The sequence below is a fragment of the Streptomyces sp. NPDC001348 genome (genome assembly GCF_053597535.1).
This window is the reverse complement of record NZ_JBSFIK010000032.1, coordinates 1-25,718: the sequence shown is the minus strand read 5'-3', so window position 1 is coordinate 25,718 and position 25,718 is coordinate 1. Positions and strand designations below refer to the sequence as shown.

The window sequence follows — 25,718 nt, the reverse complement described above, 5'->3', positions numbered from 1 at the left end:
GCCTCATGCACACTTGAGCCTGTTCCACTCAAGTCAGCTGGAGGAATCACCATGGCACGTGCGGTCGGCATCGACCTGGGCACGACTAACTCCGTCGTCAGCGTTCTGGAGGGCGGCGAGCCCACCGTCATCACCAACGCCGAGGGTGCCAGGACCACGCCGTCCGTCGTCGCCTTCGCCAAGAACGGCGAGGTGCTGGTGGGCGAGGTCGCCAAGCGCCAGGCGGTCACGAACGTGGACCGGACCATCCGCTCGGTGAAGCGCCACATGGGCACCGACTGGAAGATGGAGCTCGACGGGAAGCCCTTCAACCCGCAGCAGATCTCCGCCTTCATCCTGCAGAAGCTGAAGCGCGACGCCGAGTCCTACCTGGGCGAGAAGGTGACCGACGCGGTCATCACCGTCCCGGCGTACTTCAACGACTCCGAGCGCCAGGCGACCAAGGAGGCCGGCGAGATCGCCGGTCTGAACGTCCTGCGCATCGTCAACGAGCCCACCGCGGCCGCGCTCGCCTACGGCCTGGACAAGGACGACCAGACGATCCTCGTCTTCGACCTCGGTGGCGGCACCTTCGACGTGTCCCTGCTGGAGATCGGCGACGGCGTCGTCGAGGTGAAGGCCACCAACGGTGACAACCACCTCGGTGGTGACGACTGGGACCAGCGCGTCGTCGACTACCTGGTGCAGCAGTTCAAGTCCGGTCACGGCGTGGACCTGGCCAAGGACAAGATGGCCCTCCAGCGCCTCCGCGAGGCCGCCGAGAAGGCGAAGATCGAGCTGTCCTCGTCCACCGAGACCTCGATCAACCTGCCCTACATCACCGCGTCCGCCGAGGGCCCGCTGCACCTGGACGAGAAGCTCACCCGCGCCCAGTTCCAGCAGCTGACGGCCGACCTGTTGGAGCGCTGCAAGACGCCGTTCCACAACGTCATCAAGGACGCCGGCATCTCCATCAACGAGATCGACCACGTCGTCCTCGTCGGTGGCTCCACCCGCATGCCCGCCGTCGCCGAGCTCGTCAAGGAGCTGACCGGCGGCAAGGAGGCCAACAAGGGCGTGAACCCGGACGAGGTCGTCGCCATCGGCGCCTCGCTCCAGGCCGGTGTCCTCAAGGGCGAGGTCAAGGACGTCCTGCTGCTCGACGTCACCCCGCTGTCCCTCGGTATCGAGACCAAGGGCGGCATCATGACCAAGCTGATCGAGCGCAACACCACGATCCCGACCAAGCGCTCCGAGATCTTCACGACGGCCGAGGACAACCAGCCGTCCGTGCAGATCCAGGTCTACCAGGGCGAGCGCGAGATCGCGGCCTACAACAAGAAGCTCGGCATGTTCGAGCTGACCGGTCTGCCGCCGGCGCCGCGCGGCGTCCCGCAGATCGAGGTCTCCTTCGACATCGACGCCAACGGCATCATGCACGTCACGGCGAAGGACCTCGGCACCGGCAAGGAGCAGAAGATGACCGTCACCGGCGGCTCCTCGCTCCCGAAGGACGAGGTCGACCGCATGCGCGAGGAGGCCGAGCGCTACGCGGAGGAGGACCACAAGCGCCGCGAGGCCGCCGAGTCGCGCAACCAGGGCGAGCAGCTCGTCTACCAGACCGAGAAGTTCCTCAAGGACAACGAGGACAAGGTCCCGGGCGAGATCAAGACCGAGGTCGAGGGCGCCATCGGCGAGCTGAAGGAAGCCCTCAAGGGCGAGGACACCGCCGAGATCCGCAACGCCACGGAGAAGGTCGCGGCGGTCTCCCAGAAGCTGGGCCAGGCCATGTACGCCGACGCCCAGGCCGCGCAGGCCGCCGGTGGCGAGTCCGCCGGTGCCGGTGAGGCCAAGGCCGACGACGACGTCGTGGACGCCGAGATCGTGGACGACGAGCGCAAGGACGGTGCCGCGTGACGGAGGAGACCCCGGGCTTCGACGAGAAGCCCGACGTCCCCTCCGGCGCCACCCCTGAAGACGCCGAGCCGAAGGCCGCCTCCTCCCCGAAGGAGCAGGCGGCCCCGGCCGGGGACGCGAGCCAGACAGCGGGTCTGGTGGCCCAGCTGGACCAGGTGCGCACCGCGCTCGGCGAGCGCACCGCGGACCTCCAGCGCCTCCAGGCCGAGTACCAGAACTACCGCCGCCGCGTCGAGCGCGACCGGATCACGGTCAAGGAGATCGCCATCGCGAACCTCCTGACCGAGCTCCTCCCGGTGCTGGACGACATCGGCCGCGCACGGGAACACGGCGAACTCGTCGGCGGTTTCAAGTCGGTGGCCGAGTCGCTGGAGACCGTCGCGGCCAAGATGGGCCTGCAGCAGTTCGGCAAGGAGGGCGAGCCCTTCGACCCGACGATCCACGAGGCCCTGATGCACAGCTACGCGCCGGACGTCACCGAGACGACGTGCGTGGCGATTCTGCAGCCCGGGTATCGCATCGGCGAGCGCACCATCCGCCCCGCGCGGGTGGCCGTGGCCGAGCCGCAGCCCGGCGCGCAGACGGTCAAGGCCGAAGGGGCCGACGAGACCCCGGCGGCCGACGACAAGGAGAACGGTGGCCCGGAGGAGGGCTGACGTCGACACCAACCAAGCAGGGAAGGAGGGGCGTCGGGGATGAGCACCAAGGACTTCATCGAGAAGGACTACTACAAGGTCCTCGGCGTCCCGAAGGACGCCACCGAGGCCGAGATCAAGAAGGCGTACCGGAAGCTCGCCCGCGAGTACCACCCGGACGCCAACAAGGGCAACGCCAAGGCCGAGGAGCGGTTCAAGGAGATCTCCGAGGCGAACGACGTCCTCGGTGACCCCAAGAAGCGCAAGGAGTACGACGACGCGCGCGCGCTCTTCGGCAACGGGGGCTTCCGCCCCGGGCCGGGCGCGGGTGGCGGATCGTTCAACTTCGACCTGGGCGACCTCTTCGGAGGCGGAGGCGGCGCCCAGACCGGAGGCAGCTTCGGCGGCGGAATCGGTGACGTCTTCGGGGGCCTGTTCAACCGGGGCGGTGCGGGCACCACGCGCACCCAGCCCCGGCGCGGCCAGGACATCGAGTCCGAGGTCACGCTGAGCTTCACGGAGGCCATCGAGGGGGCCACGGTCCCGCTCAGGATGTCCTCGCAGGCACCGTGCAAGGCCTGTTCGGGCACCGGCGACAAGAACGGCACACCGCGCGTGTGCCCGACCTGCGTCGGCACCGGTCAGGTCGCCCGGGGTTCCGGGGGAGGCTTCTCCCTCACCGACCCCTGCCCCGACTGCAAGGGCCGCGGCCTGATCGCCGAACACCCCTGTGCGGACTGCAAGGGCAGCGGCCGGGCCAAGTCGTCCCGCACCATGCAGGTCCGCATCCCGGCCGGCGTCACCGACGGGCAGCGCATCCGGCTGCGCGGCAAGGGCGCGCCCGGCGAGCGGGGCGGGCCGGCGGGCGACCTGTACGTGGTGGTGCACGTGGGTGAGCACCCGGTGTTCGGCCGCAAGGGCGACAACCTCACGGTCACCGTCCCGGTCACGTTCACCGAGGCCGCCCTCGGCGGCGAGGTCCGGGTCCCGACCCTCGGCGGCCCCGCCGTCACGCTGAAGCTGCCGCCGGGCACGCCCAACGGCCGCACCATGCGGGCGCGGGGCAAGGGCGCGGTCCGCAAGGACGGCACCCGCGGCGACCTGTTGGTCACCGTCGAGGTGAGTGTTCCCAAGGATCTGTCGGGGAAGGCTCGTGACGCGCTCGAGGCGTATCGCGAGGCGACCGCGGGTGAGGATCCGCGGGCTGAGCTGTTCGAGGCTGCGAAGGGAGCTTGAGTGGGATGGACGGCCGTCGACGCAACCCGTATGAACTGACCGAGGAGACCCCGGTCTACGTCATCTCGGTGGCGGCCCAGCTCTCCGGCCTGCACCCGCAGACGCTGCGCCAGTACGACCGCCTGGGGCTGGTCTCCCCCGACCGCACTCCCGGCCGGGGCCGCCGCTACTCGGCCCGCGACATCGAACTGCTCCGTCAGGTGCAGCAGTTGTCGCAGGACGAGGGCATCAACCTGGCCGGCATCAAGCGCATCATCGAACTGGAGAACCAGGTCGCCGCCCTGCAGTCCCGCGTCGCGGAGATGCAGGCGGCCCTGGACGGCGCGGCGGCGGCGATGCGTCAGCGCGAGGCCGCCGTGCACGCCTCCTACCGGCGGGACCTCGTCCCGTACCAGGAGGTCCAGCAGACCAGCGCGCTGGTGGTCTGGCGCCCGAAGCGGCAGGGTCCGTCGGACTGACGCACCCGTACACGCGCAGGGGCCCGGAGGAGAAACCTCCGGGCCCCTGCGCGTGCGCCTTCGGTGCCACCGCACGCGCCGTGGACGTCCGGCCGGGACCCGGGCCGGAACCGTTCGCTCCTCTGATCGGATCGGCCCGACGGCCCGAGCGGCTGTTCGTGCCGTCGTCGATCACGACTTGCGAGCTATGGAATTGGTTGTGCGGATCTTTACCCGCACATGAACTTCCGTTGGGTGAAGGGTCCGTAAAGAGCGTTTGGAGGCGATTCCGCTCCGTCTTCACAGGTGCTGCGGAGCGTGGCGTTGCGCACTCGTTAAGTGATTCCGCTTGACGCCGGTGGTGGGCGCCGCGTTGGCTTTTCAGTCATCTGGGTGGCATAGGAGCCGCCGCGTCCCGAAACCCCTGAAGTGAGCCCTCGCATGCGTCGTATCGTCCTGTCCGTGGCCGCCACCACGATGACCCTCTCGCTCGCCGGCTGCGGCATGCTGAACGCGACGGGGGACTCGAGCGACGCAAGCCCGACGAAGGGCAACGACGTCACGGTGGGCGTGCTGATGCCGGAGACGACGAACACGCGGTACGCGGAGTTCGACTACCCCATCATGCGGGCCCGGATATCCGAGCTCACCAAGAAGCAGGGCAAGACGGTGTACCAGAACGCCGGTTCGAGCCTGCCCAAGCAGATCAAGCAGATGCAGAAGATGATCGACGACAGGGTCGACCTGATCATCCTCGACGCGGTCGACTCGCACGGCATCGCCCCCACCGTGAAGAAGGCCAAGGATGCGGGCATCCCGGTCATCGCCTACGACCGGCTGGCCGAGGGCCCGATCGACGCGTACGCCTCCTTCGACAACGAGCTCGTCGGCGAGGTGCAGGCCCGCACCCTGCTCGAGGCGCTGGGCCCGCAGGCCGACACCTCCGACAAGGTCGTGATGATCAACGGCTCGTCCACCGACCCGAACTCGGCGCAGTTCAAGGAGGGCGCGCTCTCCGAGCTCAACGGCAAGGTGACCATCGCCAAGAGCTACAACACGCCCGCCTGGGACCCGAAGAACGCCGAGAAGGAGATGACCGAGGCGATCAACCTGATCGGCAAGGACAACATCGCCGCGGTCTACTCCGCCAACGACGCCATGGCCGGTGGCATCGTCGACGCCTTCCACAACGCGGGCGTCACCAGCCTGCCGCCCATCACGGGCCAGGACGCGGAGCTGTCGGCGGTCCAGCGGGTCGTCTCGGGCGAGCAGTACATGAGCGTCTACAAGCCCTACCCCGACCTGGCGCAGGCGGCCGCGGAGATGGCCGTCGCCAAGCTGCAGGGCCGGGACATCCAGTTCGACTCCCTCACCCAGGACAAGGTCGACAGCCCCACCACCAAGGACATCCCCGCCCAGCTGGTCACGGTGAACGCCCTGACGCGGAAGACCATCAAGAGCACCGTCCTCGCGGACGGCATCTACAAGGTGGGCGACATCTGCACGCCCAAGCTCAAGTCCGACTGCGCGGCCATCGGCCTGAAGTAGCCGGTATCCCCGGCGTGGCACCGGCCGGCGCCGCATCGCGCCACCCCCGTGGGCGCGATGCGGCTGCCCCGGGCGGACGAGGAGCCCGGCCCGGGCCCCACCCGGGTGCCCCGGCATCCGGAGCGAGCGGGTTCCACGATGCACCCGGTGGCTTGTTGGGCACCACCATCAGCTTGTTGCAGTGCGGCGGGCGGAGGCCGGTGGATAACCGGCCATACCCGTGGTTTACGTCGGTCGTGGCGCGGAGAGCCGTGTTGCGGACCCGGTCGGGGCCGCGCATAGTTGCGCTGCGGAAGAGGCTGTGAACCGGGGGTGGAACGGGCGATGGCCGGGCACGGGACGGAGGAGCATCCCCACGGTGCCGACCGACTGTGCGAGGCCGGGGATCGCGTGTATTCCCGGGCCGTACGGCGGGGCCGCGTGGCGCGCACGGACGCCGAGCCGGTGCCCTGCCTGCTGGAGCTGGCGCTGCTGCACCCGGACCCCGACGACATGGACTGGCTGGTGCCGACCTCCCCGCAGGAGGTCATGACCCGGCTGCTGCGCGGGGTGTACGACGAGGTCAGGGAGAGCCAGCGACGGGTGGGGTCGGCGGTGTCCGCGTTCGAGCGGTACGCCGGTCTGGGACGGCAGGTGCGGCCTGACGCGTCCGCCGCGGCGGAGGGCTCCGCCATCCGCGTCCTGGACGGGCTGTCCCGGATCCAGGCCGCGATGGACGAGGCGACCGAGGCCTGCACCACCGAGGTGCTGACCGTGCAGCCCGGCGGCATCCGGCGGGAGGCCGAGCTCACCGAGGGCCTGCACCGGGCGCTGACGCTGCGCGGCCGGGGCGTGCGCATGCGCGACCTGTACACGCATGTCGCCCGGCACGGGCAGGGGCTGCTGAACTACCTGGAGCTGATGGGTGACGCGGTGGAGGCCCGCACCCTGGACGAGGTCATCGACCGGCTGATCCTCTTCGACCGCACGGTGGCCTTCATCCCCGCCAACGCCGACCGCACGATGGCGCTGGAACTGCGTCACCCCGCGCTGGTCGAATACCTGGTGACGGTTTTCGAAAGACTGTGGCGGCTGGCGATCCCGCTGACCGCGCCGCTGCCGGACACCGGCATCGAGGGCATCTCCCACCGTGAGCAGTCCATCGCGGCCCTGCTGGCGGAGGGCCATCAGGACGCGGTGATCGCCGAGCGGCTCGGCATCAGCGTCCGCACCTGCCGGGCCCACATCGCCCGGCTGTCGGAGACGCTGGGGGCGGCCAGCCGTACCCAGCTGGGGGTGCGCATCGCCCAGGTGGGGCTGGACGGGCCGCCGCTCACGGCGGAGCAGGCCGTGGTCAGGCTTCCCGGTCGAGGATCCCCGACCGTGCGATGAGGTAGCCGAGCTGGGCCCGGCTGTCGCTGCCCAGGGTGGCGGCGAGTTTGGCGATGTGGACGCGGGCGGTGCGGACGTTCATGCCGAGGCGGTCGGCGATGACCGCGTCGGTGTGCCCCTCGACCAGGAGGGCGGCGATCGCGCGCTGGCGCGGGGTGATGCCGCCGAGGGACGGGCGGCGGACGGCTTCCGGGTACATGGGGGTGGCCAGGTGCCAGAGCCGGTCGAAGGTGGTGACGAAGTACCTGACCAGTGCGGGGTGGCGGACCTCCAGGGCGAGGGCGCCGGTGCCGTCCTCGCCCGCGGGGATGAAGGCCACCGCGCGGTCGACGACGACGAGGCGGTCGGGCAGTTCGTCGAGGCTGCGGGCCGCCGTGTCGCCCTTCAGCTGCTCGTTGTAGCCGTAGATGGTGGGCCGGTGGCGCAGCGTGTCCTGGTAGAGGGTGCGGATGCGGCCGCCGCGGTCCAGCAGGGCCTGGTCGCGGCCGTAGGCCTCGCTCTGCGCGACGTCGCCGCGCGGGCCGCCGAGACCGGTGTGCGGCTGGATGCAGAGGACTTCCTCACGGCCCTCGGCCATGGCCTCGTCGAGGGCGCGGTTGATGCGGTCGCTGCCGCTGAGGAGGCGCAGGGTGGGGGTGGCGGCGCCGGCGGAGTGCGGTGCGTCGATGCGCAGCAGCGGATCGAAGAGCTCCACCAGGCGTTCCTCGCGGCGCTGTTCGTCGGCGATGCGGGAGCGGGAGGTGCGCAGGAGGCGGTTGAGCGCGACCGTCGGGGCGACCGGCTCCAGCCGTTTCGGGTCCGCGACGGCCGGCTGCAGCAGGCCCAAGTCCTGCAGGCAGGGCGCCCGTTCGGCGTCGGCGCGGTGGACGACGCCGTCCCGCAGGGCTTGTGCGTACAGTTCCGATCCCGCGCAGCAGAGCTCCTCCGGGCCGTGCTCCGGATGCGGCGACGGTATGCCGCTCACCGGCGGCCGTCCGGCTCCGGCAGCGGGCCGTTCTTGTTGAGGATGCCCGACTGGGCGATGAGGTAGCCCAGTTGGGCACGGCTGCCGCTGCCCAGGGCCTGGGCCAGCTTGGCGATGTGGGCGCGGCAGGTCCGTACGTTCATGCCGAGGCGGCGGGCGATGGCCTCGTCGACATGACCCTCCACCAGGAGCTTGGCGATGGAGTGCTGGATCTCGGTGATCCCCCCGGCGTCGACTTCGTACGGCCCGCCGGCACTCATCGGAACGGCCCGGTCCCACAGGTACTCGAAGACCTTCATGAGATAGCGGACCAGGCCGGGTTGACGCAGTTCCAGGGCGATCTTGTGGTCCTCGCGGACCGGGATGAAGGCGACCGTGCCGTCGACGATGATCAGACGCTCGACCAGTTCGTCGATGGTGCGGTACTCGACCTTGCCGTCCGAGAGCTGTGCGGCGTAGGCCAGTTTCTCCGGGTTGTACCGGGCGGTGTGCTGATACAGGCTCCGGATCTTCACACCACGTTCGATCAGCGGCCGGTCCCGCTCCAGGCCCTGCAGCAGACTGGTCTCGGAGATGCGGTCGGACGGCTGTACCGTGACGAGTTCGGTCTGGCACTGGGAGGTGGCGAGATTGAGAGCCGCGTTGATCCGGTCGCTGCCCTCCAGCACCGTGATGGAGTCGCTGGTCGTCGTCGCCGCGGTGCTGAGCGCCATGAACGGCTCGAAGGCCTCGGTGAGTTCGACGGACAGGCGCCTGTGCTCGGCTATCTCCCGTTCAAGGGGGTTGAGCCGCTGGGCGAGGGCGACCGCGGGGGGTACCGGGCGCAGCCAGTCCGGATCGTCGGGGTCGGGGTGGAGCAGGGCGAATTCGATCAGGCAGGGGGCGGCGTCCGTGTCCGAGCGGGCGATGCGTCCCGTACTGAGAGCGGTGGTGTAGAGGCGGCTGCCTTCTTCACACAGCTGGGTCATCGCGTGGGGATGTACCGCTTTTGGCCGATTCGCCACTAAATCTCCACCCCCCAATATCCTGAACATGCAGGAACATGATGCACTGATTCTGTGGCCACCACGTGCCCGAATGAGCCATCGTCGTACCTGACGGGGGAAAAGGGGACCTTCAAGTGAGGATGAAGCCGACTATGCGTAACAGACTGTTTCGCTCGGTGCTCGTCGCCGGCTTGTCCGCCGTCGCGGCCCTGGGGGTGTTGAGCGGCGTGTCGGGCGCGAAGAGCGGTGTTCAGGCGATTACTGAGTGGCCGTCGGCCGGCAAGACCCAGGTCCAGGCGATCACTGAGTGGCCCTCGGTTGCCGTGAACACCGGCGCGGCGGCAGGCGGAGCCGGGAGCTGACGTGACGACTCCGCCCGACGACCGCTCCTTCCGCCGCGAGATGGCCACCGCCTATCGCTCCGGCTGGCACTTCATCGACCTGGTCACCGCCATCCCCCACAGCGGCGACTCGCTGATGGTGACCGTCTTCGGAGAGCCGGTCGTCGTGACGCGGGACGAGGACGAGGACGTGCGGGCGTACCGGTGCCTGCGGAAGCCCCGCGGGGCGCCACAGCCCGTGCGATGCGCCGTCCGCTACGGAATGATCTTTGTGAACCTGGACCAGCGAGACCACCGGTTGGCAGACCCGGGAGTCTCGGACGTGAGGACCATCTCGGCCACCCCCCGCAGTGCCTGACGCGATTCCCCCGTCGTAAAAGATCGCGCAGGTACTTCCCCCCGCAGCGGCGTCACCGTGACCTGAACACGGTGACGCCGCTGTCGTTTCCCAGGACATTTCCTCGTATGGGTGTGTTTGCCCGGCCCTTCAGGGTGGCCGAAACGCGCTCAACCGCGTCCCAGGGCTCGCTCCACCTCTATCTCGATCACAACGCGTGACGGATTGGGCGACGGGACCCGCTCGTAGCGCTCCGCGTAGCGCCGCTCCGCCTCCGCCACCCGCTCCCGCTCGCCGCGGACGTACGCCCGCCCCTCCAGCGTCGCCCACCGGCGCCCGTCCACCTGGCACACGGCGACCCGGGCGCCCTCCGGCCCCGCGGCCAGCACGTGGGCCGCCTTCGCGCTCGCCTTGTTCGTGATCACCCGGGCCAGCCGCGCCCCGGCGTCGTAGGTCACTCCGACGGGCACGACGTGCGGGCTCCCGTCGGGGCGCAGGGTGGTCAGCGTGCACAGGTGCCGCTCCCGCCAGAAGCTCAGATAGGGCTCGTCCGGGGCACCCGGATCCACGGAGTACGTACTCATGGAACGGAAGCTAGCCCGAACGTCCCGGCGACTCCACCCGAGTGGCCTTGAGTGGAATAGACTCAACTTTGTGTATGTTGGTTAAGTCAGCAGTGGGATGTACGGCCGACGAGCCGACGCCGAGGAGGAGAACGGACACGTGGACGCCGAGCTGACCAACAGGAGCCGGGACGCGATCAACGCGGCCAGCAACCGGGCCGTCACCGAGGGGCACCCGGACCTCACGCCCGCCCATCTGCTGCTGGCTCTGCTCCAGGGGCAGGACAACGAGAACATCACCGACCTGCTCGCCGCCGTCGACGCCGACCAGGCGGCCGTGCGCTCCGGTGTCGAGCGCGTGCTGGCCGGGCTGCCCAGTGTGACCGGGTCCACCGTCGCGCCCCCGCAGCCCAACCGTGAACTGCTCGCCGTGATCGCCGACGCGACCGAGCGCGCCAAGGACCTCGGCGACGAGTACCTCTCCACCGAGCACCTGCTCATCGGCATCGCCGCCAAGGGCGGCGCGGCCGGCGAGGTGCTGTCGGGACAGGGTGCCACCGCCAAGAAGCTGCTCGAGGCCTTTCAGAAGGCGAGGGGAGGGCGCCGCGTGACCACCGCGGACCCGGAGGGCCAGTACAAGGCCCTGGAGAAGTTCGGCACCGACTTCACCGCCGCCGCACGCGACGGCAAGCTCGACCCGGTCATCGGGCGTGACCAGGAGATCCGCCGGGTCGTGCAGGTGCTGTCCCGCCGCACCAAGAACAACCCGGTGCTGATCGGCGAGCCCGGCGTCGGCAAGACCGCCGTCGTCGAGGGCCTCGCCCAGCGGATCGTCAAGGGCGACGTGCCCGAGTCCCTCAAGGACAAGCGGCTGGTCGCCCTCGACCTGGGCGCGATGGTCGCGGGCGCCAAGTACCGCGGCGAGTTCGAGGAGCGGCTGAAGACCGTCCTCGCGGAGATCAAGGACTCCGACGGGCAGATCATCACCTTCATCGACGAGCTGCACACCGTGGTGGGCGCGGGCGCCGGCGGCGACTCCGCCATGGACGCCGGCAACATGCTCAAGCCGATGCTCGCCCGCGGTGAGCTGCGCATGGTCGGCGCCACCACGCTCGACGAGTACCGGGAGCGGATCGAGAAGGACCCGGCGCTGGAGCGGCGCTTCCAGCAGGTGCTGGTTTCCGAACCGACCGTCGAGGACACCATCGCCATCCTGCGCGGCCTCAAGGGCCGCTACGAGGCCCACCACAAGGTGCAGATCGCGGACAGCGCCCTGGTCGCCGCGGCCACGCTCTCCGACCGCTACATCACCTCCCGCTTCCTGCCCGACAAGGCCATCGACCTCGTCGACGAGGCCGCCTCGCGGCTGCGCATGGAGATCGACTCCTCGCCCGTCGAGATCGACGAACTCCAGCGCGCCGTCGACCGGCTGAAGATGGAGGAGCTGGCGCTGGAGAAGGAGACCGACCCCGCCTCCCGCGAGCGCCTGGAGAAGCTGCGCCGTGACCTCGCCGACAAGGAGGAGGAGCTGCGCGGTCTGACCGCCCGCTGGGAGAAGGAGAAGACGTCCCTCAACCGGGTCGGCGAGCTGAAGGAGCGCCTCGACGACCTGCGTGGACAGGCCGAACGCGCCCAGCGCGACGGCGACTTCGACACCGCCTCCAAGCTGCTCTACGGAGAGATCCCGTCCCTGGAGAAGGAGCTGGAGGCCGCCTCCGAGGCCGAGGAGGAGGCCGCCCAGGACACGATGGTCAAGGACGAGGTCGGCTCCGACGACATCGCCGACGTCGTCGCCTCCTGGACCGGCATCCCCGCCGGCCGTCTGATGGAGGGCGAGACGCAGAAGCTGCTGCGCATGGAGGACGAGCTCGGCAAGCGGCTCATCGGGCAGTCCGAGGCCGTACGGGCCGTCTCCGACGCGGTGCGCCGCAGCCGCGCCGGGATCGCCGACCCCGACCGGCCCACCGGGTCCTTCCTCTTCCTCGGCCCGACCGGTGTCGGCAAGACCGAACTGGCCAAGGCGCTCGCGGAGTTCCTCTTCGACGACGAGCGGGCCATGGTCCGCATCGACATGTCGGAGTACAGCGAGAAGCACAGTGTGGCCCGGCTCGTCGGCGCGCCTCCCGGGTACGTCGGCTACGAGGAGGGCGGCCAGCTGACGGAGGCGGTGCGCCGCCGCCCGTACAGCGTGATCCTGCTCGACGAGGTCGAGAAGGCCCACCCCGAGGTCTTCGACATCCTGCTGCAGGTGCTGGACGACGGCCGCCTGACGGACGGCCAGGGACGCACGGTCGACTTCCGCAACACCATCCTCGTCCTCACCTCCAACCTGGGCAGCCAGTACCTGGTCGACCCGGTGCTCGGCGAGGCGGAGAAGAAGGAGCAGGTGCTGGAGACGGTACGCAGCTCCTTCAAGCCGGAGTTCCTCAACCGGCTGGACGACCTGGTCGTCTTCTCCGCGCTCAGCAAGGAGGAACTGGCCCGGATCGCCCGGCTGCAGATCGACCGGCTCGCCAAGCGGCTCGCCGAGCGGCGCCTCACCCTGGAGATCACCGACGAGGCCCTGGCCTGGCTCGCCGACGAGGGCAACGACCCGGCGTACGGCGCCCGTCCGCTGCGCCGCCTGGTCCAGACCGCCATCGGCGACCGCCTCGCCAAGGAGATCCTGTCCGGCGAGGTCAAGGACGGCGACACGGTCCGCGTGGACGCCTTCGGCGACGGGCTGATCGTGGGCCCGGCGACCGGCAAGACGCTCTGACGACGGCGGTGGCCGGCCCGGCCGGTGCACCGCACTGCACCGGCCGGGCGAAACACCGGACACACCAGCCACATCACCCCCAGCAGCCACCGCACCTCTCTGCTCATGCGCTCGCCGCGAGCCTGCCGTAGGTTCGTCATGAGGCCGTCGGACAACGGTGACCGAATCGAATCAGCCGACGGCTGACAGCCCCCGACGGGGCTTGCCACCCCCCTCCCCGGATGAGGGAGGATGGCGGAATCCGTACGAAGGGAAATTCACGGTGACCATCGACCCGTCCTCGATTCCGAACTTCGGGGGCCAGCCCGACCCGCAGCCCCAAGGGCCGCAGGGCCCCGTCGTCCCGGATCAGGATCTCGTGACGCAGCTCCTCGACCAGATGGAGCTCAAGTACGTCGTCGACGACGAGGGTGACCTCGCGGCGCCGTGGGAGCAGTTCCGTACGTACTTCATGTTCCGCGGAGAGGCCGACCAGGCCGTCTTCTCGGTGCGGACCTTCTACGACCGCCCCCACAAGATCGACGAGAAGCCGCAGCTGCTGGAGTCCATCGACGACTGGAACCGGCGCACCCTGTGGCCCAAGGTGTACAGCCACACCCACGACGACGGCACCGTCCGCCTCATCGGCGAGGCGCAGATGCTGATCGGCACCGGCGTCGACCTCAACCACTTCGTCTCCTCCACGGTCAGCTGGGTGCGGGCCGCGATCGAGTTCGACAAGTGGCTGGTCGAGCAGCTCGGCCTCGAGCAGGAGGTCAACGAGGCGGACGCGTCCGAGGACGACTCCGAGGGCGACGCGGACGGCGAGGAGTAGCCCCCTCGTCCCCACGGGTGACAGAGCCCGGCCAGGGCACCGGCCAGTACGGCCGCGTGTGCCCCCGGCCGGGCTCACGTCGTATCCCCGGCGTCACACAGAAGTTGACCCCTCAAGGTTCACCTCCGCCCACACCGTCTTGCCCACGGGCCGACGGGGCACCGACCCCCAGCGCACGGCCAGGACGTCCACCAGGAGCAGCCCCCGGCCGGACTCACCGTCGGGGTGCGGCGACGGCGGGGTCGCGGGCAGCCGCTTCTCGGAGGCGGCGTCCGTGACCTCGACACGCACCAGGCCCGCCGTCGGGTCGAGGGCGAGCCGGAGGCCGAAATCGCGTCCGGGCACCCGGCCGTGCCGCACGGCGTTCGCGGCGAGCTCGCCGACGACGAGGGCGACCGCGCACGACACGTCGGACGCCGGCGGGTGACCCCACTCCTCCATGCGCCGGACGGCCAGGCGGCGCGCGAGCTGCGCACCTCGGGGTGAGGAGGGGAACTGTTCGCTGCAACAGGGGAGTTCGCGCGGCCCGTGTCCCGGCGTGGTCGTTCCTGTCGTTCCTGTCGTTCCTGTCGACACGGGCTGTCCGTCCTTGTCTGTCGAGCTGAGCTGTCTCGTGGGGTGCACGAGTCATCACGTTCCGTGCTCAAGAGTCGTCCGATCGCCCTACGCTCGACAGGTGACACAGCCTTACTTTTCAGGCCATAAGGAACGGAAGTGACGCTTTGGCCAACGGAATTGACCCCAGCGCGTCGATGGCGGCCCTGTTCGGCGCACGGGTACGCAGGCTCCGTACGGCGGCCGGGCTGACCCAGGCCGAGCTCGGCGACGCGGTCCACGTGGTGAGCACCCGGATCACCCAGATCGAGCGGGCGTCCGGCGCGAAACCGACGCTGGAGCTGGCGCGGGCGCTGGACGCGGTGCTGGGGGCGGACGACCTGCTGGTGGAGCTGTGGCCGTACGTGTACCGGGAGGCGTTTCCGGACTGGTCGCGGAGGTTCATGGAGTGCTCGGAGCGGGCGGTGGCCATCCGCGAGTACGCGGCTCATGTGGTGCCAGGCTTGCTGCAGACGGAGGACTACGCGCGGGCGGTGCTGAGTGTCGGCCGAACGCTGGGTAGCAAAGAGCAGTTGGAGGAGCGCGTAGCCCTGCGCATAGGACGACAGGAGCGCCTCGGGGGGCCCGAGCGGCCCGAGTTGTGGGTGGTCCTCGACGAGGCCGTACTCAGGCGTCCCGTCGGCGGCCAGACCGTGATGCGTGAGCAGTTGGCGCGGTTGCTCAGGACCACGGCGGAACCGCACATCACCCTGCAGGTACTGCCGTTCGACCAGGGCGAGCACGATGTCATGGGCGGCTCGCTGACGGTGCTCACCATGCCGGACGGCTCGGAGATCGCCTACACCGAAGGCGCGCACTACGGCCAACTCGTCGAGGATCCGGACGAGGTCAGGAGTTTCGCGCTGACCTACGATCGGCTGCGGGCGGCAGCTCTGCCCCCGCTCATGTCGCTCGACATGATCCGATCCGTGATGGAGGGCAACCACCGTGGAGCGAAGGTCCCGTCCCGATCTGAACGGCGTCGCGTGGCGCAAGAGCAGCTTCAGCAATCAGGAGGGCGGCAACTGCGTGGAGGTGGCCGACGGACTCCGGGCCGTCGTCCCCGTCCGTGACAGCAAGGTCCCGCAGGGCCCGGCACTGTGCTTCGAAGCCGCCTCCTGGGAAGCCTTCATAGGCGGGTTGAAGGCCGGGCAGCACCGTCCCTGAGGCAGCCGCGCCCCGGCCGCCGTCCGTCTTCCGGGCTCACCGGGCCCTTGTCCGTGAGGGCCCGGCGGGCCACTGACCTCCTGAAAGAACCGGGGGAAAGAACTACCCGCCCACCCACCCTCCCCGGCCGCAGGGCACGCGTCACCCGTCCGGGTGACCGGCTTGCAGGCGCGGGATGCGGACGGTTGCGTTCGCGGCGACAACCGCACACAGACGACGGCCCCCGGCCGGGACTGGCATCCCGATCGAGGGCCTGACCGATCAGGAAGAGACGGTCTGCTTGTCGCACACGGAGGTGCTGTGCCCGCCCCCGAGCCCTGTCAGCTTTCGTAGTGGTAGCGGCACTGCGCGATCAGGACGCCGTCCTCGGTGGCCTTGTAGATCAATCGGTGCTCGTCGTTGATACGGCGTGACCAGTAGCCCTGGAACCCGTGCTTGAGCGGCTCCGGTTTGCCGATCCCCTCGTTGCCGTTCCGGGTGATGTCCGCGATGAGAGTGTTGATGCGCTTAAGAATCTTCCGGTCCTGAAGCTGCCACCACAGGTAGTCCTCCCAGGCACGGGAGGAGAAGATGATCTTCAACGCGTGGCTCTCATTCGTCGGTCGCCAGCTCGCGTACGGTGCCGCCGCCGTTTTCCAGCTCGTCGATGGACGCGAGCAGGCGCCGGGCGTTGGCCGGGCTTCGCAGCAGGTACGCCGTCTCCTTCAGGGACTCGTAGTCCTCAAGGGAAACGATGACGACCGGCTCATGTCCGGCCCGGGTGATCACGACTTCTTCGCGGTCGTCGGTGACGGAGTTGAGTACCTCGGCGTACCTCGCGCGCGACTCCGAATAGGTCATGGTCTTCACGATCAACCCTCCTTGACGTACAAGATATTGTACGTCTATGCCTGTGGTGTGGCAATCGCCAGAGTGACGGCCGTCACCGGGCGGCCTCCGGGCGCGAAGCGGCGGCTGCCGACGACGTAGCGATCTCGGCCGACCCTCATGCGTGTCACATTGCCCGCAGCCGTTTGACGGCCTCGTCCAGAACCTGTGTCTGCTCGCAGAAAGCGCACCGTACGAAAGGTGCGCCCGCCTCCCGGTGGTCGTAGAACACGGCGTTCGGGATGGCGACGACACCCGCCCGCTCGGGCAGTGCGCGGCAGACGGCGAAGCCGTCGCCCTCGCCGAGGGGGCGGATGTCGGTGGTGACGAAGTACGTGCCGGCGGGCCGGAAGACCCGGAAGCCCGCGTCCGCCAGCCCCGCCGACGACAGCAGGTCCCGCTTGGCCGGCACGTCCGCGTGGAAGTCGGCGAAGTACGAGTCGGGAAGGGCGAGCGCCTCCGCCACCGCGTACTGGAAGGGGCCCGACGCCACGTACGTCAGGAACTGCTTGGCCGATCGCACCGCCGCCACCAGCCCGGGCGCCGCCGTCACCCAGCCGACTCCGCGTTCACACACCCATTCGCGTGGGTCCGGACCGGGCACACCCGTACCACCAGACGCGGTGACAGGCTGCTGTCCGCCGTATCCTGACCACACACGGGAAGGAGCCGTCCATGAGCGTCGACGCGATCGTGCACACCGAGTTCCCCAAGGGATACACGGTCCTGTTCGGGGCCGACGGAAAGGTGATCATGACCCCGCAGAGCGAAGAGCACTCCAGCACCATCAGGTCGATGCAGATCGACTCCGCTCTAGCTCTCGGCCGTCACGCGAAGGTCACCTCCGATGTCTACATCGACTTCCCCGCCGACGAGAACTCCGCCCCGGACCTGGCGATCCTGCGCGAGGACGCGCGCAAGGAAGGTAAGCGCTACAGCTTCGAGGACGTCCTGCTGATCTCCGAGGTCGTCTCGACCTCCTCGGCGCGCAAGGACTACGACGACTGCACCGCGAAGTACGGCCGCTACGGCATCCCGATCTACCTGGTCGTGGACCCGTACGCCCAGGAAGTCGTATTGCACACCCAGCCGACAGCCACCGGTTACATCGCGGCGCACACCCACAAGTACGGCACGGGCAAGCTCCCCATTCCCCTGGCCGACGGCCGCACCTTCACCCTCGACCTCGACGAGCTCCCGCGCCCGGAGCCCGAGGGGGACACCCGCTGACGAAACCCCGGCGGCCGCGTCGGCAGGGGGCATGTCACGAATCCAGGCGCCTAGCCGGGTTGCCGATGCTTCTCACTGGAACGTCAATGGAAAAGGAGACGGTCCCGCACGGACAGCTGTGGGGCCACCTGGATTTCCAGTGTTCCCGCGCATTCCCCCATGGTGAACTCGACCGTGGCATGTGTGGCCGAAGGGGTGGACGAGAAGGTGAGGCGTGTCGCGCTCTCGCGGTAGACATCCAGGAGTTCGTCGCCTCGCCCGTTCGTCCAGCGCACCCTCACCGACCTTTCGAGGGCGTCGTAAGAGAAAACGAGAGATGCCCCGTCACTGCTGTGCCAGGTGAGAACGCGCGCCCCATTCTCATCGGTATCCGGCCACTCGCCGATCGCGTCCAGGACGTCTTCGTCGCTGGGGACGAGGAATTCCCGATACATAAAACCCGTACCCTCACTTTCCACTGTACGGCGGCCAGTGCGGCAGACTGCCGTGAATGCTCACGTTCGGTCCGCTGCCGCGGAAGATCACCGTTGAGAGTCTACGCCCGCCGTCGGGCAGAAGTTCCCAGGTAATTTCCACTCCGAGGGCCCCGTGCGGACCGTGCAGGACGGAGTTGGTGACCCCGAACTCACCGCTTCCGCCATCCCATTCCTTCGTAAAGGTCCGCTCGAACGGCTGCTTCGTAGCCTCCGTCAGATGGTTGGTCACATACTGACGCCCCTCATGCGTGTCACGTTGCCCGCAGCCGTTTGACGGCCTCGTCCCGAACCTGTGTCTGCTTGCAGAACGCGAACCGTACGAAGGGGGCTCCGGCGTCACGGTGGTCGTGGAACACGGCGTTCGGGATGGCGACGACGCCTGCGCGCTCGGGCAGTGCACGGCAGAAGGCGAAGCCGTCGCCATCGCCGAGGGGACGGATGTCGGTGGTGACGAAGTACGTGCCGGCGGGCTTGAAGACCCGGAAACCGGCATCCGCCAGCCCCGCCGAGAGCAGGTCCCGCTTGGCCAGCATGTCCGCGTGGAAGTCGGCGAAGTACGAGTCGGGAAGGGCGAGCGCCTCCGCCACCGCGTACTGGAACGGGCCCGACGCCATGTACGTCAGGAACTGCTTGGCCGATCGCACCGCCGCCACCAGCCCGGGCGCCGCCGTCACCCAGCCGACTCCGCGTTCACGCCCTCATTGGCATGCGGGCCCACAGGGCTACACCGCCGAGCGGCAGCGAGTCGTTGTGTACACATGGGACACCTGGTACCCTTGGATGCATGACACAGCCAATGCCCATAGAGTCCATCCGCGATGTCCGGGCACACCTGGCCGAGGTCGTGGAGCGGGCCGACCGGGACGATGTCCCTACCGTCATCACCCGGCGCGGCAAGCAGGTCGCCGCCGTGGTGTCCATCGAGGTGCTGCGCAAGTACCAGGAGTGGGAAGAGCGCGAGATCAACCGGATCATCGACGAGCGCATGACCAACCCGGCACCCGGCATCCCGATCGAGGACATCATGAGGGAGACGCTGGCACGCAGTGAGTGAGTACCGCACCGTCTTCCGAGCCGAGGCTCAGGCCGAACTGCGCAAGGCCCCGCGAGCCATGGCCCTCCGCATCTTGGCCAAGCTGACTGAGCTGGAGAGCGACCCGACGGGGTTCAACACCACGGCCCTCGTGTCCCAGCCCGAGCGGCGCCGCCTACGGGTAGGCGACTACCGCGTGATCTATACGATCGACAACGGCGAACTGGTGGTGTGGGTCGTCCACGTCGGGCATCGCTCCACCGTCTACGACACCTGAGCGCTCCTGGGCGAAGCGGCGAGGGGCGTACGGCTTCACGGCATCACGCGGCCAGCCTCCTGAGCCGGGAGATGGCCTCTTCCAGCACGCCCATCTGCTTGCAGAACGCGAATCGCACGAACGAACGGGGCGCCGGCCTCCCGGTGGTCGTACATCGGCACAAGCCGGCGGGCCGCCTTCAGCCACCGAGGTCGGTCCCGGAGTGACGAAAGGTGTCCCAGGCCTCGCTCATGGCGGTCCTGAGTTCGGCGTCATCGAGATCACCGGGTTCCCTGATGTCAGGGCCGACCGAGTAGTCCTCGAGGAGCATGAACACCCGGTCGAAGAGATCGCCGAGCGGCCCCTGGACCCGTTCCCCGTCCGCCAGGGAAGCGCGCCGGGCTTCCCACCAGTCATGTGCGAAGTCCGGTGCACTGCTGGTCCCATCGGTGAATGCGTCCAGCAGAGCCAGTTGCCGCGCTGCCGCACTTTCCGGATCAACGTCTTCGGGGGAGGACCAGGCCGGGTGTTTGGGTGGATAAGTGGCTGCCACGCTCGGCAGAGCGGGGTGGCGCTCGGAGAGGCGGCGCGCGTAACGGCCGAAGCGCGTGCGGGCAGTGTCCACACTCTCGCCGACTGTCGCGGCTATGAAGCCGGCGCTTCCCGCGATGAGTGCGTAACCCGCTTCCGGAAAGAGGACGGCTCCTTGTAGGGCGGGCGTCCAGAGCAGGCGGGGCGGGTGGATCCCGGTGCAATCTGCGTCAGCAGGAAGCCGGAACGTCGTGCCGGTGAGTACATCGGCGTTGTGGGAGAGGTCCGAGCAGAGGATGTGTGAAGTCCTCACAGCGCGGCAGCCTGCAGCAACCCGATGAGCCAACGCCACATCGATCTCCGCACCCACAGGAACAGGAGTCACCAATTTGCCTCGCAGCCAGGACGGGGCGAAGTTGCCGTCCGCACCGAGCACGGCCGAGAGGTCGGCTGCTTGTTCGTGTTCTGAACGTGTCACCACAGAAAACCTTGCGGGGCATGTGCTCACGCAGATTGGCCTGGTCGATTTTTCCGGGATTCATGGAAGTCCGAGCGATTGCTCACGAGAACGCGTGCAGCACCACCCAGTAGTCGTACTCCTCCACCGAGGCGGCGCACAGGTGCCGGCCGTCGGTCGAAACAGCGAGGAACTCGGGGGAACCCGTCACCTTTGCGACACGTGAGGGCAGGTTCCTGCCGACGGTGTCCTTGACCCTCACCCAGCCGATCTCACTGCCCCCCGAGACGGGCGGGAGGATGAGGAATTCTCCGTTGTCGTCGTAGAGCGAAACGCTTGAGGCGTGGAAGTGCCACTTCGCGTCCAGTTCGGCGGCGGCGTCAGGGGACGAGGCGGGGATGGTGGCGACCGGTTCGACCTCGAATCCGGTGACGGCGTAGATGGCAGACCGCACCGGTGGGGCGTCCTGCGTCGCGTTCTCCAGCACCTGAAGACCGCAGCGCTCCAGGACATCCTGCCACTCGGGCTTCTCCTGCTCCTTCGTCACCCTTCAACCCTTCGCTTGTCATCTCGGCTGTCTTCCGCGTTCTCAGTTGCCTTCGTAGAAGAGGTGATGGTCCCCACCAGGCTTGTTGATCTTGGCATACCTCTCCATGTTCTCCGGGTAGCCCCAGCTGCCGTCGCCCCGCTGCACACGTGCATTGTCCCAGCCGAAATTGACGAGCTCGCGGGTGTCGTCGACCTTCGGCTTTCCGGCATGGAAGTGCGGTCCCGCCGGGTCGTGGGTGTGCTCGACGACCACACGTGAGCCGCTTTCCGTCTCGAACTGCCGGAAATTGCCCCAGTGTGCGGGATCCGGCGAATAGACATGACCGGGCACGTGCTTCAGATCCTTTTCCCCGGTCACGACCCACTGGGCGATCGGCTCCTCCCCGTAGGGAACACCGGCGAGATCATAGGCCGCCCGCTCCGCGTCCTCACGGGTTTTGAAGGGGTTGCTCTTTTCGCCCTGCGGGCAGGGAGTGAGGCCGTAGGGGTCGGACCAGGTGTGCGGGTTGTGGACGTACGTGCCGGGATTGGGGGCGGGGGCGAGGCCGAGGGGATCGGGGGTGAGATAGCGGGCGGTCTCCGGGTCGTAGTGCCGGAAGTAGTTGTAGTGAAGACCCGTTTCGGGGTCGTAGTACTGGCCGGGGAATCTAAGTGGTGTGTACGTCGAACTGTTCGACGGCCATGCGGTGGTGCCCCAGAGCGTGCTGCGGGAGCGCCAGCTGATCTCACCGCCTTCGCTGACGAGTTCGCTGGGCGTGCCGACGAGGTCGGTGACGATGGCGAAGAAGCGGGAGTCGATCTCGTGCTGGGGCGCGTCGGCCGCGGTGATCCGTTCCGTCTGGCTGACCGGGCGCATGCCGTGGTGGTCCCAGGTCAGGGTGACTGGATGCGGAAGGGCGGTGGATGTCGTGGTCTGTTCGCAGAGGGTCGTGCCGTCCCAGCTGAAGTCGATCCGCTCGACGACCGATTCACCGTCTTCCGCCAAGCGGAGTTTTGCCGCGCGGCGGCCAAGCGGGTCGTAGATGTAGCGCCAGCGCGTGCCGTCCGGTGTGGTCACCTGGGCGAGGCGGTCCTCGGCGTCCCACTCGTAGCGCCAGGTGTCGGGTTTGCGGGACAGCCGGGTCTTCTGGCGCAGGGTGATGCGGCCCAAGGCGTCGTGTTCGTAGCGGACACTGCCCGCGCTGGTCAGGCGGGTGCCCGCGTAGGTGCGGGCGCCCACCGCCTCCTGGCCGGGGTGGCCCGTAGGCCAGGCCGCCTGCGTCTGGTTGCCCGCCTCGTCGTAGGCGTACGTCTCGCTCCAGCCGGCCGCGTGCACGGCTGTCACCCGGCCCACCGTGTCCAGGTCGAAGCGGCGGGAGCCGGACAGGTGGTCGTCGACGCCGGCCAGGTGCCCGTCGGCACGGTAGGTGTAGGTCCGCTGCTGCACCGTGCGGCCGTCCGTGCCTGTCAGCGCCTGCCTGGTCAGGCGGCCCCGGGCGTCGAAGGCGTGCTCCAGAGTGAGCGTCTCGCCGAAGCGGCGGGTCAGTTCCCGGCCCAGCTCGTCGTAGGCGAAGTCGATGGTCCGGCCGCAGGCGACCAGGCGGTTACGGCGCCCGATGGCGTCGTACGACCAGGTGGTTGTCGCACCGGACGGTGTGGTGCGGCCCGAACGGCGTCCGTGCTCGTCGTACGCGTATCTCGTCCGGCGGCCGTCGACTGCCTCCTCCAGCACCCGGCCGAATCGGTCCCGCAGCACCGTCAGCGTGATGCCGTCCGGGCCGGTCGCCTGTGCCAGCTGGTCCGTGAAGTCATAGCCGTAGACGGTGACCCGGCCGTCCGCGTCCTTGCGGAGCACCTGACCCAGCTCGTTGCGCTCGAAGGTGACCGTCTGCCCGAGGGCGTTGGTTCGGGAGGCCAGCCGGCCCGCCGCGTCGTGGGTATAGGTCAGCGTGCGGCCGTCGAAGTCCGTCTCCATGACCAGCCGCCCGGCTGCGTCGTACTCGTAACTCCAGGTGAGCCCCATCGGGTTGGTGACCTTGGTCAGGCGTAGCTCGGTGTCGTGGGTGAACTCGTGGCTCACCCCGTCCGGACCGGTGCGGGCGGCGAGCACATCGAAGTGGGTGTACTCGAAGCGGGTGACAGCTCCCATGGGGTTGGTGTGGCTGATGCAGTTGCCCTCGCCGTCGTACGTCCACGACTCCTCGGCGCCGTCCGGCGCCGTCCGGCGGGACAGCCGGCCCTCCACCGTCCACTCCAGATGATCCGTGGCACCGGTCGGATCGGTGATCGACACGGGGCGGCCGAAGGCGTCGCGTTCGTAGCGGGTCACCGCTCCCAGCGGATCGGTTACCGCCAGTGGCAGCCCAGCCCGGTCGCAGAGGAAGGTGGTGGTGTGGCCGAGCGGATCGGTCACGCCGGTCGGATGTCCTGCGGCGTCGTACGCGAAGCGGCTGGTCCGGCCTGCCGGATCGGTCACCGAGGTTCGGTTGCCGCGCTCGTCGAAACTCTGGCGGATGACCGTGCCGTCAGGGTTGACGAGCTTCACAGGCAGCCCGAGCTCGTTGTACTCCGCACGTGTCTCACGCCCGTCCGGGCGGGTCACGGCGAGCACGTTGCCGGCTTCGTCGTAGCGGAACGTCGTCGTATGCCCCAGCGGATCCGTCTGGGACAGCAGCCGGTTGTAGCGGTCGCGCTGGTAGCGCGTGACCGCGCCGAATGCGTCCGTTTCGGCGATTACCTGGCGGCGTTCGTTGATCAGGTAGCGGGTGGTGTGGCCGAACGAGTCCGTGACGGTCGTCGTGTGCTCGCCGGTTTCTCCGTCGGCCGGTGAGTAGGTGAAGGTCGAGCGCAGGTGGCCGGCGGCCCCCGACTGGTGGGTGCAGCGGTCCTGGTGGTCGTAGGTGTAGGTGAAGTGGCTGTCGTTGGTGTCGGTCCAGGAGGTGATGCGGCCCAGTTCGTCGTAACCGAAGCGGGTCGGGCGGCCCGAGGAGTTGGTGACCTCGGTGAGGTGGCCGTCGGTGTAGCCGTAGCGGAGCAGTTCCTGGTCGTCGCCGTCCGGTGCGCCACCGGCCAGGTGCAAAGCGGTGACTCGGCCATCGGTCGTCGACAGCAGCAGGCGGTAGCCGCCGCTGTGGGTGAGCTGCCGGGGCGTACCGCCGGCGTCGTACTCGAAGGTGATCCAGTTGCCGTTGCGGTCGTCGAGTTGGTCGAGCAACGCCAGGGTGTCGGAGCGGTCCGCGAAGTGTCGTACCTGGCCCGACTCCGGGTCGGTGAGGGTGTAGCCGTCGTCGGTGCGGTCCAGGGGCCAGCGCGGGCCGTGGGCGGGCAGGGTCGGCACGCCCGGTGCCGGGTGGGGGTAGGCGAGCGTCAGGCCGTCCTCGCCGACGAAGACCACGCCCTCCGCGTCGATCTCCAGCCGCTGGTCGAGTGTGGAGGACCAGGTCGGGCCGAACCAGCCGCCGAGGCGGTAGGACGACTCGAACTGGCGCTTGAACTGAAGCGGCAGGCGGGCAGCAGGGAGAGAGACATCGGTCTGCGGCAGCACCATCCGGCCGGTGGCGACGTCGACGGGGTCCTTCGCGCAGACCTTTTCACCCGGTCGCCTGGAGACGTCCTCGGCTCCCTCCTCCACGGCGTTCCGGGCGGTCTTGCGCAGCCCTTGCTCCGCCACCCCCTCCGCGCCCTCTTTGAGCGCGAGGCGGAGTCCGCCGCGGGCGAGTCCGGCGCCCTTGGTGCCGATGAGTTCGGGGATGAGGCGGCCGACGAACTCGGAGGGGTCCTTCTTGAAGCCGTCCACGGCGGCCTGGACGACGCGTTCGGGATGCGCGGCGGTGGAGACCAGTCCGGAGAGCGTCATGCTGACGTTCTGCATGTAGGCGGCCGGGTGGGTGAGGTTGTAGGGGTCGGTGGGGTTCAGGCCGCGGGCGAAGTTCACCAGGCCGGCCGTGCCCTTCAGGGCGCCGCCGACGACGTGGGTGAGTTCGGTGCCGGCGGCCTGCGAGCCGTCGGTGAAGTCGTTGCCGAGGCGGTCCAGGGGTGGGGGTTCGGCGGGGGCGTGGGCGAGTGCGGCCTTGACCTTGCCCTGTGCTTCGGAGGCGGCGGTGTTGCGCTGTTTGCGGGCCTCGGCGAGTTTCTGGGCGGCGGCCTTGATGTCGGCCTTGCCCGGGTCGTGGAACGGCTCGGGCTTGGGGCCCGGGTCCTGGTTCGCCTTGACCTTGGCGTTGTAGGCGTCGACCTTCTTGTTGTAGGCATCCACCGCGTCCTTGGACGCCTGCACACCCTTCTTGTAGAGCTCGACGGCCTCCTTGGCCTGCCCCTGTGCCCACTTGACGGTGTCCGCGTACGACTCCAGCGCCCCCGCCGCCGCGCCGCACGCCTCGGCCGCCTGTGCCCACTTGGCGGGGTGCACGCCGAACTTCTCGCGGAAGGCGTCACCGCCCTCGCCCTGCCAGCCGGAGGAGTCGACCTTCCGCAGCCCCGAACTCACCTTGTCGAAAGCCCCGTGGAAATCGTGCAGGTGCTTGGCGCTCTCGCGGATCTTGTCCGGACTGCCGTGGACGAGTTCGTTGGCCTCCTCGGTCTGGCCGAGTTGCTGCTCGCCCGGGGTGGCGCCCAGGTCGGAGGCGATGTCGTCGCCCCAGTCCTCCACACTGTCGGCCCAGTCGTGCGCACCGACGTAGTCCAGGCCCTCGCC

Annotated in this window: 25 protein-coding genes and 3 pseudogenes; 15 read left to right on the top strand and 13 right to left on the bottom strand. The window is 68.9% G+C overall.

Annotated elements, in window-relative coordinates:
* Positions 1-51 precede the first annotated feature (51 nt).
* The 6 genes from dnaK to ACWC21_RS28505 all read left to right on the top strand — a co-directional run bounded on the left by dnaK (position 52) and on the right by ACWC21_RS28505 (position 7,123).
* Entirely contained in the window at positions 52-1,896 is a 1,845-nt protein-coding gene (dnaK, locus tag ACWC21_RS28530) for a molecular chaperone DnaK (protein ID WP_450885798.1), read from the top strand.
* Positions 1,893-2,552, top strand: a complete 660-nt coding sequence (gene grpE / locus ACWC21_RS28525) for a nucleotide exchange factor GrpE (RefSeq protein ID WP_450885796.1) — start codon at positions 1,893-1,895, stop codon at positions 2,550-2,552. The genes dnaK and grpE overlap by 4 nt, the downstream gene beginning before the upstream one ends.
* A 39-nt stretch (positions 2,553-2,591) precedes the next feature.
* On the top strand, positions 2,592-3,767 hold the full coding sequence (dnaJ, locus tag ACWC21_RS28520) for a molecular chaperone DnaJ (protein WP_450885794.1): 1,176 nt from the start codon (positions 2,592-2,594) through the stop codon (positions 3,765-3,767).
* A 5-nt stretch (positions 3,768-3,772) separates the two neighbouring features.
* Positions 3,773-4,225, top strand: a complete 453-nt coding sequence (locus ACWC21_RS28515) for a heat shock protein transcriptional repressor HspR (protein WP_389143869.1) — start codon at positions 3,773-3,775, stop codon at positions 4,223-4,225.
* A gap of 420 nt (positions 4,226-4,645) precedes the next feature.
* Complete coding sequence (locus ACWC21_RS28510; protein ID WP_450885792.1) at positions 4,646-5,752, top strand: sugar ABC transporter substrate-binding protein; 1,107 nt, start codon at positions 4,646-4,648, stop codon at positions 5,750-5,752.
* 324 nt (positions 5,753-6,076) lie between these two features.
* Positions 6,077-7,123, top strand: a complete 1,047-nt coding sequence (locus ACWC21_RS28505) for a LuxR C-terminal-related transcriptional regulator (protein ID WP_450885790.1) — start codon at positions 6,077-6,079, stop codon at positions 7,121-7,123.
* Here the strand turns inward: ACWC21_RS28505 and ACWC21_RS28500 are convergent.
* Both ACWC21_RS28500 and ACWC21_RS28495 read right to left on the bottom strand, forming a co-directional pair.
* A complete protein-coding gene (locus tag ACWC21_RS28500; RefSeq protein ID WP_450885939.1) occupies positions 7,086-8,078 on the bottom strand; it encodes a LuxR C-terminal-related transcriptional regulator in 993 nt (330 codons plus the stop codon). The genes ACWC21_RS28505 and ACWC21_RS28500 overlap by 38 nt on opposite strands.
* A gap of 5 nt (positions 8,079-8,083) precedes the next feature.
* Positions 8,084-9,055 carry a helix-turn-helix transcriptional regulator gene (locus tag ACWC21_RS28495; protein ID WP_450885789.1) on the bottom strand — a complete coding sequence of 324 codons (972 nt, stop codon included), beginning with the start codon at positions 9,053-9,055 and terminating at the stop codon, positions 8,084-8,086.
* A gap of 170 nt (positions 9,056-9,225) precedes the next feature.
* Between ACWC21_RS28495 and ACWC21_RS28490 the strand changes: the two genes are divergently transcribed.
* Together ACWC21_RS28490 and ACWC21_RS28485 are read left to right on the top strand one after the other, a co-directional pair.
* Positions 9,226-9,435, top strand: coding sequence for a hypothetical protein (locus tag ACWC21_RS28490; RefSeq protein WP_450885787.1), 210 nt, complete (start codon positions 9,226-9,228; stop codon positions 9,433-9,435).
* 1 nt (position 9,436) lies between these two features.
* Positions 9,437-9,772 (top strand): hypothetical protein, encoded by a 336-nt coding sequence (locus ACWC21_RS28485; protein WP_450885786.1) that lies wholly within the window; start codon positions 9,437-9,439, stop codon positions 9,770-9,772.
* Between the two features lie 149 nt (positions 9,773-9,921).
* Here the strand turns inward: ACWC21_RS28485 and ACWC21_RS28480 are convergent, their stop codons facing one another.
* On the bottom strand, positions 9,922-10,335 hold the full coding sequence (locus tag ACWC21_RS28480; RefSeq protein ID WP_388792918.1) for a pyridoxamine 5'-phosphate oxidase family protein: 414 nt from the start codon (positions 10,333-10,335) through the stop codon (positions 9,922-9,924).
* Positions 10,336-10,474: 139 nt separating this feature from the next.
* Here ACWC21_RS28480 and clpB point away from each other — a divergent pair, with 139 nt between their 5' ends.
* Together clpB and ACWC21_RS28470 are read left to right on the top strand one after the other, a co-directional pair.
* A complete protein-coding gene (clpB, locus tag ACWC21_RS28475; RefSeq protein ID WP_450885937.1) occupies positions 10,475-13,072 on the top strand; it encodes an ATP-dependent chaperone ClpB in 2,598 nt (865 codons plus the stop codon).
* A gap of 262 nt (positions 13,073-13,334) precedes the next feature.
* Positions 13,335-13,886, top strand: coding sequence for a YbjN domain-containing protein (locus tag ACWC21_RS28470; RefSeq protein ID WP_450885784.1), 552 nt, complete (start codon positions 13,335-13,337; stop codon positions 13,884-13,886).
* 93 nt (positions 13,887-13,979) lie between these two features.
* On the opposite strand, the gene ACWC21_RS28465 is transcribed toward ACWC21_RS28470, so the two are convergent.
* A complete protein-coding gene (locus ACWC21_RS28465; RefSeq protein WP_450885782.1) occupies positions 13,980-14,462 on the bottom strand; it encodes an ATP-binding protein in 483 nt (160 codons plus the stop codon).
* A 176-nt stretch (positions 14,463-14,638) separates the two neighbouring features.
* On the opposite strand from ACWC21_RS28465, the gene ACWC21_RS28460 reads away from it, so the two are divergent.
* On the top strand, positions 14,639-15,553 hold the full coding sequence (locus ACWC21_RS28460; RefSeq protein WP_450885935.1) for a helix-turn-helix domain-containing protein: 915 nt from the start codon (positions 14,639-14,641) through the stop codon (positions 15,551-15,553).
* Positions 15,510-15,647: a DUF397 domain-containing protein gene (locus ACWC21_RS28455; protein ID WP_450885780.1), complete on the top strand. Its 138-nt coding sequence runs from the start codon at positions 15,510-15,512 to the stop codon at positions 15,645-15,647. Before ACWC21_RS28460 ends, ACWC21_RS28455 begins: the two co-directional genes overlap by 44 nt.
* Positions 15,648-15,967: 320 nt before the next feature.
* On the opposite strand, the gene ACWC21_RS28450 is transcribed toward ACWC21_RS28455, so the two are convergent.
* The 3 genes and pseudogenes from ACWC21_RS28450 to ACWC21_RS28440 form a co-directional block, all read right to left on the bottom strand.
* A complete protein-coding gene (locus ACWC21_RS28450) occupies positions 15,968-16,228 on the bottom strand; it encodes a Txe/YoeB family addiction module toxin (RefSeq protein WP_450885778.1) in 261 nt (86 codons plus the stop codon).
* Positions 16,229-16,238: 10 nt separating this feature from the next.
* Positions 16,239-16,496, bottom strand: coding sequence for a type II toxin-antitoxin system Phd/YefM family antitoxin (locus ACWC21_RS28445; RefSeq protein WP_037676836.1), 258 nt, complete (start codon positions 16,494-16,496; stop codon positions 16,239-16,241).
* 145 nt (positions 16,497-16,641) lie between these two features.
* Positions 16,642-17,076 (bottom strand): annotated as a pseudogene (locus tag ACWC21_RS28440) (aminotransferase class I/II-fold pyridoxal phosphate-dependent enzyme); the annotation flags it as partial.
* 113 nt (positions 17,077-17,189) lie between these two features.
* On the opposite strand from ACWC21_RS28440, the gene ACWC21_RS28435 reads away from it, so the two are divergent.
* On the top strand, positions 17,190-17,744 hold the full coding sequence (locus tag ACWC21_RS28435) for a Uma2 family endonuclease (protein ID WP_450885777.1): 555 nt from the start codon (positions 17,190-17,192) through the stop codon (positions 17,742-17,744).
* 447 nt (positions 17,745-18,191) lie between these two features.
* On the opposite strand, the gene ACWC21_RS28430 is transcribed toward ACWC21_RS28435, so the two are convergent.
* Together ACWC21_RS28430 and ACWC21_RS28425 are read right to left on the bottom strand one after the other, a co-directional pair.
* Positions 18,192-18,449, bottom strand: coding sequence for a hypothetical protein (locus ACWC21_RS28430; RefSeq protein WP_450885776.1), 258 nt, complete (start codon positions 18,447-18,449; stop codon positions 18,192-18,194).
* Positions 18,450-18,471: 22 nt separating this feature from the next.
* Positions 18,472-18,903: pseudogene (locus ACWC21_RS28425) on the bottom strand (aminotransferase class I/II-fold pyridoxal phosphate-dependent enzyme); the annotation flags it as partial.
* 101 nt (positions 18,904-19,004) lie between these two features.
* On the opposite strand from ACWC21_RS28425, the gene ACWC21_RS28420 reads away from it, so the two are divergent.
* Together ACWC21_RS28420 and ACWC21_RS28415 are read left to right on the top strand one after the other, a co-directional pair.
* The gene (locus ACWC21_RS28420; RefSeq protein ID WP_005483715.1) at positions 19,005-19,274 is read left to right on the top strand and encodes a type II toxin-antitoxin system Phd/YefM family antitoxin; all 270 of its coding nucleotides are present in this window, start codon (positions 19,005-19,007) and stop codon (positions 19,272-19,274) included.
* The gene (locus ACWC21_RS28415) at positions 19,267-19,530 is read left to right on the top strand and encodes a type II toxin-antitoxin system RelE family toxin (protein WP_450885774.1); all 264 of its coding nucleotides are present in this window, start codon (positions 19,267-19,269) and stop codon (positions 19,528-19,530) included. Before ACWC21_RS28420 ends, ACWC21_RS28415 begins: the two co-directional genes overlap by 8 nt.
* Before the next feature lie 43 nt (positions 19,531-19,573).
* Here ACWC21_RS28415 and ACWC21_RS28410 read toward each other — a convergent pair.
* The 4 genes and pseudogenes from ACWC21_RS28410 to ACWC21_RS28395 all read right to left on the bottom strand — a co-directional run.
* A pseudogene (locus tag ACWC21_RS28410) lies at positions 19,574-19,682 on the bottom strand (aminotransferase class I/II-fold pyridoxal phosphate-dependent enzyme); the annotation flags it as partial.
* 26 nt (positions 19,683-19,708) lie between these two features.
* Positions 19,709-20,518 carry a hypothetical protein gene (locus tag ACWC21_RS28405; RefSeq protein WP_450885773.1) on the bottom strand — a complete coding sequence of 270 codons (810 nt, stop codon included), beginning with the start codon at positions 20,516-20,518 and terminating at the stop codon, positions 19,709-19,711.
* Positions 20,519-20,600: 82 nt separating this feature from the next.
* Entirely contained in the window at positions 20,601-21,044 is a 444-nt protein-coding gene (locus ACWC21_RS28400) for a hypothetical protein (RefSeq protein ID WP_450885772.1), read from the bottom strand.
* Positions 21,045-21,086: 42 nt separating this feature from the next.
* Positions 21,087-25,718 (bottom strand): putative T7SS-secreted protein (locus ACWC21_RS28395; protein WP_450885771.1); only part of this gene is annotated, 4,632 nt, incomplete at its 5' end.

Coding starts and splice junctions, on each gene's coding strand:
- ACWC21_RS28480 (WP_388792918.1), bottom strand. CDS start 10,335: ATGAGTACGTACTCCGTGGATCCGGGTGCCCCGGACGAGCCCTATCTG.
- ACWC21_RS28495 (WP_450885789.1), bottom strand. CDS start 9,055: ATGACCCAGCTGTGTGAAGAAGGCAGCCGCCTCTACACCACCGCTCTC.
- ACWC21_RS28515 (WP_389143869.1), top strand. CDS start 3,773: ATGGACGGCCGTCGACGCAACCCGTATGAACTGACCGAGGAGACCCCG.
- ACWC21_RS28510 (WP_450885792.1), top strand. CDS start 4,646: ATGCGTCGTATCGTCCTGTCCGTGGCCGCCACCACGATGACCCTCTCG.
- ACWC21_RS28420 (WP_005483715.1), top strand. CDS start 19,005: ATGACACAGCCAATGCCCATAGAGTCCATCCGCGATGTCCGGGCACAC.
- ACWC21_RS28505 (WP_450885790.1), top strand. CDS start 6,077: ATGGCCGGGCACGGGACGGAGGAGCATCCCCACGGTGCCGACCGACTG.
- dnaJ (WP_450885794.1), top strand. CDS start 2,592: ATGAGCACCAAGGACTTCATCGAGAAGGACTACTACAAGGTCCTCGGC.
- ACWC21_RS28435 (WP_450885777.1), top strand. CDS start 17,190: ATGAGCGTCGACGCGATCGTGCACACCGAGTTCCCCAAGGGATACACG.
- ACWC21_RS28460 (WP_450885935.1), top strand. CDS start 14,639: ATGGCGGCCCTGTTCGGCGCACGGGTACGCAGGCTCCGTACGGCGGCC.
- ACWC21_RS28490 (WP_450885787.1), top strand. CDS start 9,226: ATGCGTAACAGACTGTTTCGCTCGGTGCTCGTCGCCGGCTTGTCCGCC.
- dnaK (WP_450885798.1), top strand. CDS start 52: ATGGCACGTGCGGTCGGCATCGACCTGGGCACGACTAACTCCGTCGTC.